Origin of the sequence: Cupriavidus sp. HMR-1 (genome assembly GCF_000319775.1) — a bacterium.
GTDB lineage: Bacteria > Pseudomonadota > Gammaproteobacteria > Burkholderiales > Burkholderiaceae > Cupriavidus > Cupriavidus metallidurans.
In genome coordinates, this window is record NZ_ANKP01000116.1 from 1 (window position 1) to 14417 (window position 14417).

The window sequence follows — 14417 nt, forward strand, 5'->3', positions numbered from 1 at the left end:
CCGTCGCCACGGCCGACCGCAAGGACCGCCGCGCTCTAATTGGCGCGAGCTACGCTTTCGGACCGGCTAAGGCATTTATTGGTTATCGCTGGTACAACGGCAATGTCGGTGCGCTGCCGACGAACGGTTCTAACATTTACTGGGCCGGCCTGCGCTATGGCCTGACGCCCGCACTGACGCTGACCGGCGCCGCCTACTACACGGACAGCCGCAATTCTGGCGCAGACCCGTTCCTGTTCGTTGCCTCGGCAGATTACGCTTTCTCGAAGCGTACCGATGTGTATATGAACGTCGGTTATGCACTGAACCGCGGCAACTCGCAGCTGGGCATGAACGGCTACAACTCGACGACCGGCAGCCCGACCAACGTTGTCCCTGGCAAGGATCAGACCGGCGTCGTCGTAGGCGTACGCCACAAGTTCTGAGCGAGCTCAAAAGAATCGACACTTTCTTGTTAATTCAAGAGAGTTTGTGCCTCCCAACCGGGAGGCATTTTTTTATGACAGGATCGTAATACGCGGGTAATTCAGTGGAGCAGGTCCGGTAGCTAGACTGTGAACACGGTGAGCGATTAGAGACTCACAAACATTGACTCCGGAGAGATTCCATGAAGACGATTCACACTGCCCTGATTGCTGCTGCCCTCACGATTGCTGCCGCCGGCTCCGCCATCGCTGCTACCCCTGATGGCCAGATCCACCGTCCCCGCGACCCCTACACCGACGGCGGACGCGCCGCAGTCAACGACATTTACGCCGGCGGTGCACGCATCGACAAGCGCGACGTGTTCACCGACGGCGCACGCCTCGGCCAGCGTGACGTATTTACCGACGGCTCGCGTATTGGGCCGCGTGATGTGTTCACCGATGGCGCACGCGGAATTTGACGCAAGCCGTCCCTGAAACTCAGACCGACCTCTGTGGGGGAGCCAGGCACCCGTCAGTTGCTTGGCTCTTGGTGCTCTTTCGCTTTATCCCGATGGCGAAAGCTTCCGAAGCTTGCCCTCCCCGGAGGGCAAGCTTTTTTTCCCTCCATCGGCGTCAATCCGGTGCCGTTCATGATGCGGTGGCGCGTGCTACAACTTCCCATCGCCTCGTGTATTGCTAAGCGGCAGAACCGACGCCAATGACGATGAAAAAGGCCCCGCATTGTGCGGGGCCTGTAGTTCACCGGTTCAGCAACGTTCAGCCACCTGTGAAGAGGTCGCTTCTATCAATATAGACGCGCACGCCAGCGCTACCCGGCAGATCCGGCATCAACAAGCCAAGGTCCACACTCGTATCCCTGACCATCTGGGCGAAGGTCCATGCGACGATCTTCTCGCCGGCCCGAAACGCCACCGTCTCGCCAGAGTCCACGTTGACATACCGCATCCCTGGCTTCACGTCGATAATGCGACTGGCCTGAGATTGGCCGGCTGGATCGCCATACAAGGTCGCGTGACGCTTCGCCATCGCCTGCGCCGTCGCCGTCGACGCAGGCACGCCCGGTTTCAACCCGGTCATTTCCAAAGCATACGAAGCCGACATCCCACCCAACAGCAACGCCGCAAACAGCAAGGCGTGTTTCTTCGTTTTCATAGTCATCTCCTTTCTAGAGACTTCGTTGATCTATGAAAACGAGTGTATAAATTGTACGCATGCTGCAGCCTTGCCCGGCGATTACAAATAGGCAATCGGGCTCATTGCACCACTCTACCCAACGACTGGTCGGTCCTGACTCGGCCTACCCACCGAAACCCGCGCTGAGGCTTCAGCACCGTTGAGCGGGAAGCGCAATGTAAAGCGTGTCTTCCCATCCAAGCCGCTCACGGCTGACGCGTCGCCGCCATGGAGCTCCATGATCGACAGGACGATGGCCAGGCCCAGCCCCGTGGACTGTGACGAGTTGGATCTCGCCCTATCCCCACGGAAGAACCGATCAAAGATGAGGGAAAGTTCCCGCTCCGGGATTGGGTCTCCAACGTTCGTGATGTCGATGCAACAATGTGCCGCTTCGCGGCGCACCACCAGATCTATCATCGAATTCGGCCACGCATGACGGACCGCATTTGACAGAACATTGTTGATCGCACGCTGGAACAGAATGGCATCAGCGACCAGGGTGGCATCCCCGCTTACCCTGATTACGACGCTTCGCTCCTCTGCAAGCACCGAAAAGTAGGCGGACAACTTGCGAAGTTCTGCATTCAACTGGAGTTCCGTCAACTCGAGCGCCACATTGGCACTGTCAGCTCGCGCGAGGAACAACATCGCATCGATCATCCTCGCAAGTCGCTGGTATTCGACCAGGCTTTCCTCCACCAAGGCGACATACTCGGGCCCGGTGCGGTCTCGTGACAAGGCGACCTCGGCATGTCCAATGAGGTTGTTAAGCGGCGTGCGCAAATCATGGGCAAGATCGGCGGAGAACCGCGACAGCTTCTGATAACCATCCTCGAGGCGTTGCAGCATCGCATTGAACGCAGAGGCGATATCACGCACTTCGGTGGGCTTGGGTGGCATGTCCACCCGGTAGCTCAGCCGTTCCACACTGATCCGGTTGATCTGCTTGATAAGTACGTGCGCCGGCTCCAGCTCACGGCGCGTAATGGCCGCCCCCACCAGGGCCGTCAATATCACACCGACGGTGGTACCAAGCACGAGCGTCGTCCGGAATCGCGCAGTCACCTGCTTCCTGTCCTCGCCAGACTTCGCCACGAACACCGTCGCCCGCGTACCGTCTCGCCCCAACACCGCATCGGCGGACTGGAACATGAGCGATGACTTTCCCGTGACCGCCGCTTGGTCAGTGCCTTCCAGCAATGCATCGTTGCCCGTGCGAAACAAAAGCCGGCCATCCAGCGCCGTGACGCGAACGATGAGGTCCGAGTAACCTCGCACCAGATCATCGAAGCGATGCTGCGCCGCCGGGACGCCCTGCACCCCGTCCACCTCGCGCAAGAAATGCTCGACCTGTTCGAGTTTTCCCTTTACAACCTCATCGTCTCTGGCCTCGAGTTGCGCGGCGAGCGAGTAGTAAGCAAAGGCGCCCATGCTGGCCAGCGCGATAGACAGTACCAATGCAAAGAAGAGCCCAAGCCGCCTCGTCAGTGACAGCGGGGTTATCGAAGTCCCGGGCCTCATTCCGTCACCGGCCGCGCTCTGGGTCGAGGACATAGCCCATTCCCCGTACGGTATGGATCAGCTTTTGATCGAAGGGATCATCCACCTTGGATCTCAGGCGCCGGATCGCGACGTCAACGACATTGGTATCCGTGTCGAAGTTGACGTCCCAGACCTGGGACGCGATCGTGGTTCGCGACAGCACCTCCCCTCTCCGGCGCATGAGCAGGTGCAACAGCGAGAACTCCTGATTCGTCAATTCAATGCGGGTAGTTCCCCGGAATACCCGCCTTCCAAGCACGTCGATGTCCAGATCGGCAATGCGCAATCGCTCGGACTCCTTCGAGGTGCTTTGGCGCAAGCAACGCCGGATACGGGCAAGGAGCTCGGCAAAGGCGAAGGGCTTGACCAGGTAATCGTCTGCCCCCAACTCGAAGCCTCTGACACGATCCGCCACATCATCCAGCGCCGTCAGAAACAGTACGGGTGTCTCGGACTTGGATCGAATGGACTTGATGACCGTCCACCCGTCCATACCTGGCAGCATGACGTCCAGGATGATGACGTCGTAGTCGGTCTCTTCCGCCATGTGGAGCCCATCGCCACCATTGTTCGCGATGTCGACCACGAAACCCGACTCCGACAATCCCTTCTGCAAATACTCCGCAGTACGCGGTTCGTCTTCTACAACAAGTACCCGCACCTTAGTTTCCTCCTGCAGCAAGCGACTTCGATCCGACCAGTGCTGGCGATGCATTGAAATGCTGAGCTGCATCCGCTTGTTCGCATGGTGCCAGTTCGAACTGAATGGTCACGTGCGTGATATCGAATTTGTCAGCCAGCATCTGCTTCAATTCCGGTAGCACTTCCATTTCCGGGTTGACGGCCGTGTCATTCACGACATGAACCGTCAAGCTCGCCTTGCCGCTGGTAAGTGCCCAGATGTGGAGGTCATGGAAGCTTTTTACCCCGGGCGTCGCCAGAATTTGCTTCTCAACCTCTGCCAGATCCACGTCATCGGGTACGCCTTCGAGCAGCACATTCAGGCTCGACTTCAGCAGGATCCACGTGCGAGGCAGTACCCAGAGGCCGATCAGCACCGCAATGGCGGAGTCGACCCACGCCCAGCCCGTGAAGCGGATGATGATCGCACCGGCGATGACGCCAACCGACCCGAGCAGATCGCTCCAGACTTCCAGATAAGCACCCTTCACGTTCAGGCTGCTGCTTTGCCCGGAGGACAGCATGCGCATGCTGATGAGATTGATGATCAGGCCCAGCACAGCCACGACGAACATGCCGGTTGACTCAATCTGAGGTGGCGATTTCAGCCGCAGGTAGGCTTCGTACAGGATGTAGATAGCCACACCGAACAGCAGCAATGCGTTAAAGGCCGCGGCAAGAATCTCAAAACGGTAGTAGCCAAATGTCCGCTTCTTGTCCGCGGGTCGCTTGGCGATCGCAATAGCAGCCAGTGCGATGGCCAGTGCGACGGTGTCCGTGAGCATGTGCGCGGCGTCGGAGATCAACGCCAGGCTCTTCGTCATGACACCACCGACCACTTCGGCAATCAGGAACGTACCGGTCAGCGCAAGGGCGATCTTGAGCGATCGCTCGTTGCCACCGGGATGGTCGTGTGAGTGACCTGCGCCCATAGAAACTCCTATAAAAATTGGGCGGTACGATGACCGCCCAAGGATTTACGTCATGCAGGCTGGCGGCCTTGATCCGGTTGATGCGTCTGAGTGACTGGCTCGCGAGTATCTTCCGCGTCCTCATCCTTGCGGTGAGCAAGTCGATAGAGCACCGGCAACACCAGTAGGGTCAGCGCCGTGGACGACAAGATGCCACCGATTACCACCGTTGCGAGGGGACGTTGCACCTCAGCGCCCGTACCGGTGGCGATGGCCATCGGCACGAAACCCAGGGATGCCACCAGGGCCGTCATCAGCACCGGACGCAGTCGCGTCAGGGCGCCAACTCGGACCGCGCTGTCGAGGGAATGCCCTTCTTCGCGCAGCGATCGGATAAACGACAGCATCACCAGACCATTGAGCACCGCCACCCCGCACAGCGCGATGAAGCCCACCGCTGCAGTAATGGACATCGGAATGCCGCGTATCCACAGGGCAAGAATCCCGCCAGTCAGCGCAAAGGGAATGCCCGTGAAGACTAGCAAGCCATCCTTGATGTTGTTGAACATCGCAAACAACAGTACGAAGACCAGCAACAGCGCCACCGGCACTACCACCTGCAGGCGGGTGGTGGCGGACTGCAGTTGCTCAAAGGTGCCACCCCATGTCATCCAGTAGCCAGCCGGGATCTTGACCTGGCTTTGGATAGCCGCTTCCGCCTCGGGCACGAATGAACCAATATCACGTCCACGAACGTTGGCACTGATCACGATGCGGCGCTTGCCGTTCTCGCGCGAGATCTGGTTCGGGCCGGGCGCCATTTCCAGCGTCGCCACCTCGCTCAATGGGATAAACGTCGTTCTCGCGTCCACTCCTTTTGGCAACGGAATCGGCAATCGGCGCAGAGCCTCGACCTCGCCGCGCACAGCTTCGGGCAGGCGGACCACGATATCGAAACGACGATCGCCCTGGAAGAAGGTTCCGGAATCACGGCCTCCGACGCCCGTTGCCACCGCGTCTTGCACGTCGCTCATGTTAAGCCCGTATCGCGCCGCCTTCTCCCGATCGATCTTGACCGTCAGCATCGGCAAGCCGGTGGTCTGTTCTACCTTCACCTCCTGCGCGCCGGGGATGCCCTGCAGCACGGCCGATACCTTCTTCGCCGTCTCGCTGAGCACGTTGTTGTCATCGCCGAAGATCTTGACTGCGACGTCCGAGCGGACCCCGGAGATCAGCTCGTTGAACCGCAGCTGGATCGGTTGGGAGAACTCGTAGTTGTTCCCGGGGATCTTGCCGGCTTCCTCCTGGATGGCGGACAGCAGTTCGGCATGTGTTTTCTTCGGCTCTGGCCAATCCTTCTCAGGCTTGAGCATGATGTAGCCATCCGAAATATTCGGCGGCATCGGATCGGATGCAATCTCCGCCGTACCTGTCCGCGCAAACACGCGCTCGATTTCGGGGAATTTTGCCTTGAGGGTCGTCTCGATCGTCTTCTGCATCTCCACGGACTGCGACAGGCTCGTGCCAGGAATGCGCAGCGCCTGGATGGCAATGTCGCCTTCGTTCAGATTGGGGATGAACTCGCTGCCCAGGCGGGCCGCAATGGCCACGCACAGAACAATTGACACCGCGGCAAACGTCAATACAACGGCCGTGTTCGCGAGCGACTTTTCCAGCAGCGGCTCGTAGCGACGCTTCGCCCAGAGCATGAGACGATTTTCTTTCTCGGCCACCCGTTCGCCGATGAACAAGGCGACCGCAGCCGGAACGAACGTCACGGACAGAATCATCGCGCCCAGCAGCGCCAGGACGACCGTGAACGCCATCGGGTGGAACATCTTGCCTTCCACCCCCGTCAGCGCAAAGATCGGCAGGTAGACGATCATAATGATGAGCTGACCGAAGATCAGTGGGCGACGCGCCTCCTTCGCTGCGGCAAACACCTCATGGAACCGCTCGGAGCGCGTCAATGGCCGGCCATGGTGTTCCTGCGCATGCGCCAGTCGCCTCACACAGTTTTCGACAATCACCACCGCGCCATCGATGATGATGCCGAAGTCGAGCGCGCCCAAGCTCATCAGGTTCGCACTGATCTTGTAGTTCACCATCCCCGTGAAGGTGAACAACATCGCCAGCGGAATGATCGTCGCGGTAATCAGCGCCGCGCGGATGTTACCCAGGAAAAGGAACAGAATTACGATGACGAGCACCGCGCCTTCAAGAAGGTTCTTCTTGACGGTCGCAATGGCCTTGTCGACCAGACGTGTCCGGTCGTATACCGTTACGATCTTCACACCTTCCGGCATCGTACGGTTAATGGAAGCGACCTTTTCATCGACCGCTTTTGACACAGCCCGGCTGTTTTCGCCGATGAGCATGAATACCGTGCCCAGCACAACTTCCTTGCCATTCTCGGTTGCCGCACCGGTACGCAGTTCCTTGCCAATCTCCACATCCCCGATGTCGCGAATGCGGATCGGCTGCCCCTGCGCTGTACCGACAATAATGTTGCGGATGTCGTCTTCGGACGCAACCTGACCCGGCGCACGAACCAGATACTGCTCGCCCCTACGCTCGATGTAGCCCGCACCCACGTTGTCGTTGTTCTTGTTCAGCGCATTGACGACGTCGGTCAGCGTCAGCCCGTACGACGCTAGCCGTTCAAGACTCGGCGCGACCAGGTACTGCTTGTTGAAACCACCGATAGTATTGATCTCGGTGACACCGGGCACGTTACGCAGTTGCGGCCGTACCACCCAATCCTGGATTTCGCGCAAATCTGTCGGCGTATAGGCAGTCCCGTCAGCTTTGCGAGCACCCTCTTCGGCTTCAACGGTCCATAGATAGATCTCCCCGAGGCCGGTCGAAATAGGCCCCATCGCCGGCACAACGCCTTCAGGCAGATTGTCCTTGGCTTCCTGGATGCGCTGGTTGACGAGTTGGCGCGCGAAATAGACGTCCGTGCCATCCTTGAAGATGACCGTCACCTGCGACAAGCCATAGCGGGACAGGGAACGCGTCTGTTCGAGTCCCGGCAGGCCGGCCATCACGACCTCGATCGGATACGTAACACGCTGTTCGGTTTCGAGCGGTGAATAGCCTGGTGCCGAGGTATTGACCTGAACCTGAACGTTGGTAATGTCAGGGACCGCGTCGATCGGTAGTCGGTTGTAGCTGAAAATCCCTAACCCGGCCATTCCAAACACGGCGAGCAGGACCAGCCATCGCTGCTGGATGGCGAAACTAATGATACGTTCAAACATTGCTGTTTCCCCCGTATCAATGGCCGTGTTCGGCGCTGGATTTGCCAAGTTCGGCCTTCAGAACAAAACTGTTGGCGGCGGCGTAACGTGCGCCCGGCTTCAGGCCCTCGACAATCTCGATGACCTTGCCGTTTGTCCGGCCGACCTTCACCGGCTGCGGCACGAATCCACCTTGAACCGCGACAAAGACTACGCTCTCGCCATTGACGTCCTGGACGGCCTCGGTCTTCACCGCAACGGGCACCTCGACATCAGCACCGAATACGTCGACCGTGACGAAGAGACCCGGTCGCCAAGCCATCTGTGGATTGGTCAATGTTACGCGGGCCTTCGCCGTCCGCGTCTGCTCGCCCAGCAGCGAACCCACGTATGAAACGGTGCCATCTGCCTTCACATCGGACGATGCCGAATTGATCGACGCCTTTTCGCCGATGCGCACCCGCTCGACATCCTTGGCAGACACCACGAACTCGGCCCAGACGGACGACAGATCCGACAGCGTGAACACGTTGGCGTTGTCCGCCACCGCTTCCCCAAGCGAGATATGCTTTTCAACGATCATGCCGTCGAACGGTGCGCGCAGCTCGTAGCGATTGAGTGCCGTCGAGCTGTTGCTGGCGCCAATGGCGGTCAGCTTCTGCTGCGCGTTCTGGACACTGATCTGCGCTTCCTGCAGCGCGTTGCGGGCGCTCAGATAATCTTGCTCCGCAGAGATCTTCTGTTCCCAGAGCTTCTTCTCGCGGTCATAAGTGACACGCGCCAGATCCAGACGTTTCTGTGCTGCGAGCAGTTCGCTGCGCTGGTCAGAAAGTCCGGTGCTCGCGATGACCGCGAGAACCTGTCCCTTCTTAACCTGTTGCCCAATATTGGCCGGAACGCTCTCTACGACGCCAGCCAGTCGCGGCACCACGTGGGCTGTCTTGTCTTCGTTGAAACGGATTTCGCCGGGGAACTGGACGCCAGCCTGGACCTTTGCCGAGCCCGCGGTTTGAACCACTACCCCTGTCTTGGCCAGCTGGTCCGCTGTCAACTCAATCTTGCCTTCCTCTTTCGAGAGCCGCACGGCGAGTGGCGAAGACGAACCGGGCAAGGTCACATTTGCGGTCACGTCAAAGACATGGGGCTCGGCAACTGGCTGTTGGCTTTCCAGCGCGTCGCCAGACACCACGAACTTGAGCGCTTGAGACTCGCCCGTAGCCCGCACGAGCTGGCCTGTCGCTGCCACGCCATTTGCCACCGCCTTCCCAGACTTGCTAACCCAGAGCCGAATACGGGCCTCGCCCTTGGATTCGGCCGTGCCAATTTCGACGTCATAGCCATCACGCGAAAAGAGCGCGCCACCATTGGGGCCCTTCTTGACCTCGTGATGCTCGCCGTCGCCGTGTGACTTGTCATCCTTGTGGTCGGCTTCCGCCGCCTGCTTGCCATGGTGCTCGGTGTCGCCATGCCCCTTGGATTCCGAGTGCCCACCCTGCTCTTCCGGCGCAGAGCGCCCGCTCAGCAGAACGCCACCAGTCGCGACGCCGCCCACCAGTACGATGGCCGCAATGGCAGCCTTTTGTTTGTTCGAAATAGCCATGTTTTATGAATCCCGTCTTAACGTCCCAGAATGCGATCGATCGTGGTCGCCGCCTGATAGGTTTGTCCAAGCACGCCGAGATAGCGGATGCGTGCCTGGAACAGCGTGCGCTGGGCATCCAGGACGTCCAGATAATTGAACTTGCCGGCCTCGAAGCCAATGGTCGCCGCGTTGAAGGCTTGCTCGGCGCCTGGCAAGACGGTCTGCTTCAGCGTTTGTGCCGAGGCGCGCGATACCGACAGCTGGTTCGATGCCATCAGGAGATTTCGGGTCAGGCTGATGCGATTGGCCAGATATTCATCCTGGGCCTTGTCCGCCTGGCGAATGGCCGAATACAAGTTGCCCTGATTCCGGTCAAAAATCGGCAACGGGATCGCCACACCGATCACCGCCATGTTGCGGTTGGCTTCTGTATCTCGCTTGGCACCCAGACTGACTGTCAGATCCGGATACTGGCGGCTGCGCTCAACGCCCACCAATGCCTGGCGGCGGTCAAGTTCAGCGCGGCTTGCGGCCACCAGCGGTGAGTTTTCCAGCTCCTTCTGAAGGAGTTCAGGCGCCGGCCTGGATGGCAGCGCGTCCAGATTGCCCTGTGCTTCGGCAAACTGCGGCGATGCATTGCCCCACAACGCCGTCAACGCCTGACGGGCGGACTGCAGGCTCGCCGTTGCTTCGGCCAATTCAAGTTCGGCGTTGGCCTGTTCGACACGTGCCTTAGTTTCGTCAACCGGGGAGATCTTGCCGGCCGCGACGCGGCGTGAAGCGGCTTGCGCGCCCCTCGCAGCGATATCCGCGGAGCCAGTTGCCAGCTTGACGCGTTCCTGTGCGATCAAGACGGAAAAAAAGCTCTCGATTACCTGCGCCCGAATGTCACCGCGAACGCCAGCCAGCGTTGCCTGCGCCAGTTCGCGCGTCCTTTCCGCGGCATTGATACGAGCCGAGCGCTTGCCGCCCAGTTCGATGGGGATATTCATCTGGGCGGTGGATGTACGGGTGGATTTCCGCGTGTCCTCGACCAGCGTCTGGAGTTCCGGGTTCGGAATAACCCGGGCCTGCATGATCCCACCTTCTGTGGAATCGAGTTCCTTGGCGGCGGCGGACAGGTTGAAATTGCTTCCTGCCGCCAGCGACAACGCGGCCTCGAGGGTCAACGGTCCCGCCGCTTCCCTTGGGAAGACGGGCACCATGGACGTGCCGGTGTCAGATTGCGCTACGGCAAAGTTTGGGCTGAGAAATGCTACCGCCAGCCCGAGCGGCAGAAATAGTCTTCGCATCGAATTGCACCAAGGTATGTGACCAGGAGAATTCGGCGAGAGACGAAAGGAGAAAAAGAGTCGTCGTCTCGCCGATCAAGCGAGACGCTGCCACTGAGGACGGTCGGGAGCCCTGGCATTCAGAGACGAGAACTCGGACGCATGTTCAGTATCGGTCACTTCTACCCGATTCGCTATCAACACGTCCTGCGTCTGTCCATAGACGAACGGGAGGGAGACCAGATGGCATACCCCGCAGTCTGTATCCACGAATGGCTTTTTCTCGGCATCCGTTTTACCTTCCGGCTGCTGATGACGATGCTCGTGGTGCCCAAGGTGCCAAGTGGCCGTGGCTTTCTCGTGCTGACAATAGCGTGCCGCTGCCGCCCAGGAAAACTGGAACGGCAAAATGAGCAGCACGAAGATCAGAACGAAACGTCGCATTCCTTGGGAGACTGTGCGGGGGGCTTGGGGTTGAAGTACTAACGGCTGGGCCGTCGCCGAAGTTTACATGAATCCTCGATCACCAGCATTAAGAGCAGATTACGATTATCGCTTTCGCCTGCTCGTTTTGGGGTGCCGCTTTCGCCCCTCATCAGTCTTACGCTTGGGGGCGGGCCCATGCTTCCACCGCAAATAGACAGCGAACCCCACATACAGGACGATCAGGCCGACCAGCATCACGAGCATGCTCTCGACAACAGAATCGGAGACGTGAGCGTAGTGCATGGCTGTACGTGTATGCGGAGTTGCCCGCATCAGGCAAGCGTCACGACCGCCCGGAGGACGCCGGCGTCATGGAACAAATCAAACGACTCCACGACCACCGACAGGCCGAGAAACCAGACCGAGTCCGCAATATTGCGTTGAAAGGAAGACACATGGACCGTCCATGTCGACTCCCCCCTATACAGCGACAGACGGGGAAAGAACGCTGGTGTACGGCGTGCGTATTCGGCGAATTCCGGGAAGGCGGAAGCCAGAAAGCGGTCTTCCGTCCGGATGACAGCCGGGTACATCAGCGCAAATGCGAGCGCCAGGACTGCGGTAACCGCCAGCGACTCGGTCATCGCCCCTAGTCCGATAATGCCTAGCAAGTTGCAGACATAGAGCGGATGGCGACACAGTGAATATGGACCCGAGGTCACCAAGGTATTGTTCTTGCGCCCGGAAATGTACAACGCGCACCAGAGCCGCCCGACCGTGGCCAGGCTCACCCCCAACATCCCCAGCGTCAGCAGCAGCGGCGACACCCAGGTACCGTCCCAGCGAGAATGGCCAAAGACCAGACTTGCCAGGACAAACGTTACGACAACACGCCAAACGCCGATGCGGTGGCGTGTCAGGAAATTGTCCAGCGCCCTCGAGAGACCAGCGGGTTGGGACGGGGAGATTGAAGAATCGGTCATGCGGTTCGGGGGCTGGAGGAGAATGTCGCGCACTTCGAGTGGACACACTGGCGCGAAAACGAGCACTAATGGCCGGCATTCTAAGGTTGCCCTTCCGTTGTCAGGCTTTATTGCCGAAATGTAATACGTTGTTAATCTTGCCCCCCGGCCAGCGAATCCGGTTGTGTCATAGCTCGGCAATCTGACAGTCATCTTCTGCGACATAGACTGTCTTGGCCATTTTCAGGACACACCCAGAGACGCTCCGCAATGAACGACATCATCCGCACATTGAGCTCGGAATTCTCCGATCTCGCTAATGCTGCCGAGGCAGTACGTGCCGTCGTTCGAATGACCGTCTCTATCGTTTTGGGGGGCTTGCTGGGGTACGAGCGGGAGAGCTCGGGAAAATCCGCAGGCGTGCGCACTCACATGCTCGTCGCGCTGGGGGCATGCGTTTTTGTCGTGGTTCCCCTCCAGGCGGGCGTGCAGCTTGCCGACATGAGCCGCGTGCTTCAGGGTCTCACGTCAGGCATCGGATTCCTTTGTGCAGGGGCGATCCTGAAGCCGGACAATGAGACACACGTCAGGGGGCTCACAACTGCCGCGAGCATCTGGATTGCTGCCGCGATCGGCGTGGCCGCCGGCATGGGCCATGCGGTGACGGCCATCGTCGCGACTGCCTTCGCACTCATCGTGCTCAGAATCCTTCAAATGTCGAAGAAGTAAGACTCCCACTGCTCCCAAGCCACGTGCAGCGCGAATGCGCCAACTTCAGGTTCGGCCAGCATTTCCCAAACGTATGAGCGCGCTTAACAATACGCAAACTCCATCGCATGAGAATTTACCTGGATTACAACCTGTTTGCGTACCTTCACGAGGGCACGAACCCGGCTCTGCAAGCCAAAGTGAGCGCACTGTCCGATCGACATGAGTTTCCTTGCAGCCCGGCGCACATGGAAGAAATTGCCTCGGCGCTCGCAAGACCTTCGGATACTCCCCCGCTCGATCGGTTAGCGGCCGCTTTCTGCAAAATAGACGATGTTTCTCGAATTAGCCGGAACGTGCAATTGTCTCCGACGACGTTAGGCCCGATGGTTACGAAAGAAGGAACAGCCTCTCGAGTGCTTTCTTCGGGTCATGCGGCACTATCGCAAAGAGCCGGTTGTCGAGAAGAACGACTGGTATACGCGGGACTCCGTAAAGAAGGGGTCACTTCAGAAAACGGAAAATATTGCACGCTAAGGCATGGAAGAGGACCACTGCTGTCCCCAGGGGCATTGGCCAGCCGATGGCAAGCAGGTAGAAACCAAAGTCGGGGGACTCCCGTTCTCAGAGATCGGCTAGCAGCAGGTAGGCGCGGTCGAGTTGCCGATGAGCTTCCTGCCGGCGATCCATCGCTTCTAGGGCGAGCAGGAGGTCCTCGGCCAGCTCGAAATCGCTTTCCTGGCATGCCCTTTCGAACACCGCAAAGACCTCTTCATACAACGTGCGCCCCGGAACGCCCATTTGACTAACCTCCGGCGGAAAATCCGATGCTCTCTGCCGACTTGGTCCTGCCACGCCGCAGGGGCTTCTGTCCCCCATGGTTAATATGGACGTTCCCACGGCAGGGAAGGTCAAGCATTTTTCCGGCCGCGGGCCGACCTATGGTTCGCAAGCCGCCGCGCGAGACGGTTAGTGCTCGCCCCCTACAGTTCGTCCAGCGACTAGTTACCCGCACCCGGGCGCAGCCGCACCACCAGCATCGCCGCCCACTGGATATGCGGCCAGGCCAGCGAATAGACGAATGTCTGGATCAGGGGTCCCCTTGATTTCGCCGCAATTTACCGGGGTAGCCACCCGTAGCAGCCATGCGGGTTCCAGGGTGATGCCCACCCTAAAACCCTAGTCAAATCAGTCACTTGCTGACTGGTCCTTTTCCCCTTGGTTTTGGAACGTTGACCGCCCCCGCCGCGCGGCCAAGCGCGCCCTGTGGCTGGAAGCCATTGTTTCCGCAAGATAACTAGATTTATCCGTCTTTGGTTTTCCCAAGCAACACATAAATGGCTTTTCTAACGTTAGGTATGTGCGTAAGATAGGCTGAAATGCGCCTCCGGAAACTGCCATGCCCCGCCTCGCCGCCACCCCCGACCAGATCCGCGCCACCGTGCTGGCCATGCTCACCGAGGCCGGCGACGCGGCGCCGCCCACGGC

14 protein-coding genes are annotated in these 14417 nt (G+C 59.2%); 3 read left to right on the plus strand and 11 right to left on the minus strand.

Annotated features, from left to right (window positions below):
* Together D769_RS15680 and D769_RS15685 are read left to right on the plus strand one after the other, a co-directional pair.
* The coding region (locus D769_RS15680) for a porin (RefSeq protein WP_008646711.1) at nucleotides 1-425 on the plus strand (425 nt) is incomplete at its 5' end.
* 182 nt (nucleotides 426-607) lie between these two features.
* Entirely contained in the window at nucleotides 608-886 is a 279-nt protein-coding gene (locus D769_RS15685) for a hypothetical protein (RefSeq protein WP_008646716.1), read from the plus strand.
* Nucleotides 887-1184: 298 nt separating this feature from the next.
* Here the strand turns inward: D769_RS15685 and czcE are convergent, their stop codons facing one another.
* The 9 genes from czcE to czcN form a co-directional block, all read right to left on the minus strand.
* Complete coding sequence (gene czcE / locus D769_RS15690; RefSeq protein WP_011514820.1) at nucleotides 1185-1586, minus strand: copper-binding periplasmic protein CzcE; 402 nt, start codon at nucleotides 1584-1586, stop codon at nucleotides 1185-1187.
* 108 nt (nucleotides 1587-1694) lie between these two features.
* Nucleotides 1695-3125, minus strand: coding sequence for a sensor histidine kinase CzcS (gene czcS, locus D769_RS15695; protein WP_011229349.1), 1431 nt, complete (start codon nucleotides 3123-3125; stop codon nucleotides 1695-1697).
* Nucleotides 3126-3129: 4 nt separating this feature from the next.
* Nucleotides 3130-3807: a heavy metal homeostasis two-component system response regulator CzcR gene (gene czcR, locus D769_RS15700; RefSeq protein ID WP_008646724.1), complete on the minus strand. Its 678-nt coding sequence runs from the start codon at nucleotides 3805-3807 to the stop codon at nucleotides 3130-3132.
* Between the two features lies 1 nt (nucleotide 3808).
* Nucleotides 3809-4759, minus strand: a complete 951-nt coding sequence (locus D769_RS15705) for a cation diffusion facilitator family transporter (RefSeq protein WP_004635344.1) — start codon at nucleotides 4757-4759, stop codon at nucleotides 3809-3811.
* A gap of 50 nt (nucleotides 4760-4809) precedes the next feature.
* Nucleotides 4810-8001, minus strand: a complete 3192-nt coding sequence (gene czcA, locus D769_RS15710; protein ID WP_004635342.1) for a heavy metal efflux RND transporter CzcA — start codon at nucleotides 7999-8001, stop codon at nucleotides 4810-4812.
* Nucleotides 8002-8017: 16 nt separating this feature from the next.
* A complete protein-coding gene (gene czcB / locus D769_RS15715; protein WP_004635340.1) occupies nucleotides 8018-9580 on the minus strand; it encodes a heavy metal efflux RND transporter CzcB in 1563 nt (520 codons plus the stop codon).
* 17 nt (nucleotides 9581-9597) lie between these two features.
* Nucleotides 9598-10854, minus strand: coding sequence for a heavy metal efflux RND transporter CzcC (czcC, locus tag D769_RS15720; protein ID WP_024570390.1), 1257 nt, complete (start codon nucleotides 10852-10854; stop codon nucleotides 9598-9600).
* A gap of 75 nt (nucleotides 10855-10929) precedes the next feature.
* Nucleotides 10930-11277, minus strand: a complete 348-nt coding sequence (gene czcI, locus D769_RS31855; RefSeq protein WP_152415006.1) for a CDF family cobalt-zinc-cadmium transporter CzcI — start codon at nucleotides 11275-11277, stop codon at nucleotides 10930-10932.
* Nucleotides 11278-11591: 314 nt separating this feature from the next.
* Nucleotides 11592-12242, minus strand: coding sequence for a heavy metal efflux RND transporter CzcN (czcN, locus tag D769_RS15735; protein WP_020206397.1), 651 nt, complete (start codon nucleotides 12240-12242; stop codon nucleotides 11592-11594).
* A gap of 249 nt (nucleotides 12243-12491) precedes the next feature.
* On the opposite strand from czcN, the gene D769_RS15740 reads away from it, so the two are divergent.
* Complete coding sequence (locus D769_RS15740; RefSeq protein WP_004635330.1) at nucleotides 12492-12950, plus strand: MgtC/SapB family protein; 459 nt, start codon at nucleotides 12492-12494, stop codon at nucleotides 12948-12950.
* 603 nt (nucleotides 12951-13553) lie between these two features.
* Here the strand turns inward: D769_RS15740 and D769_RS32350 are convergent.
* On the minus strand, nucleotides 13554-13730 hold the full coding sequence (locus D769_RS32350; RefSeq protein WP_004635326.1) for a hypothetical protein: 177 nt from the start codon (nucleotides 13728-13730) through the stop codon (nucleotides 13554-13556).
* Between the two features lie 502 nt (nucleotides 13731-14232).
* Nucleotides 14233-14417: hypothetical protein (locus D769_RS32540; protein WP_206537001.1), on the minus strand; the 185-nt coding region annotated here is incomplete at its 5' end.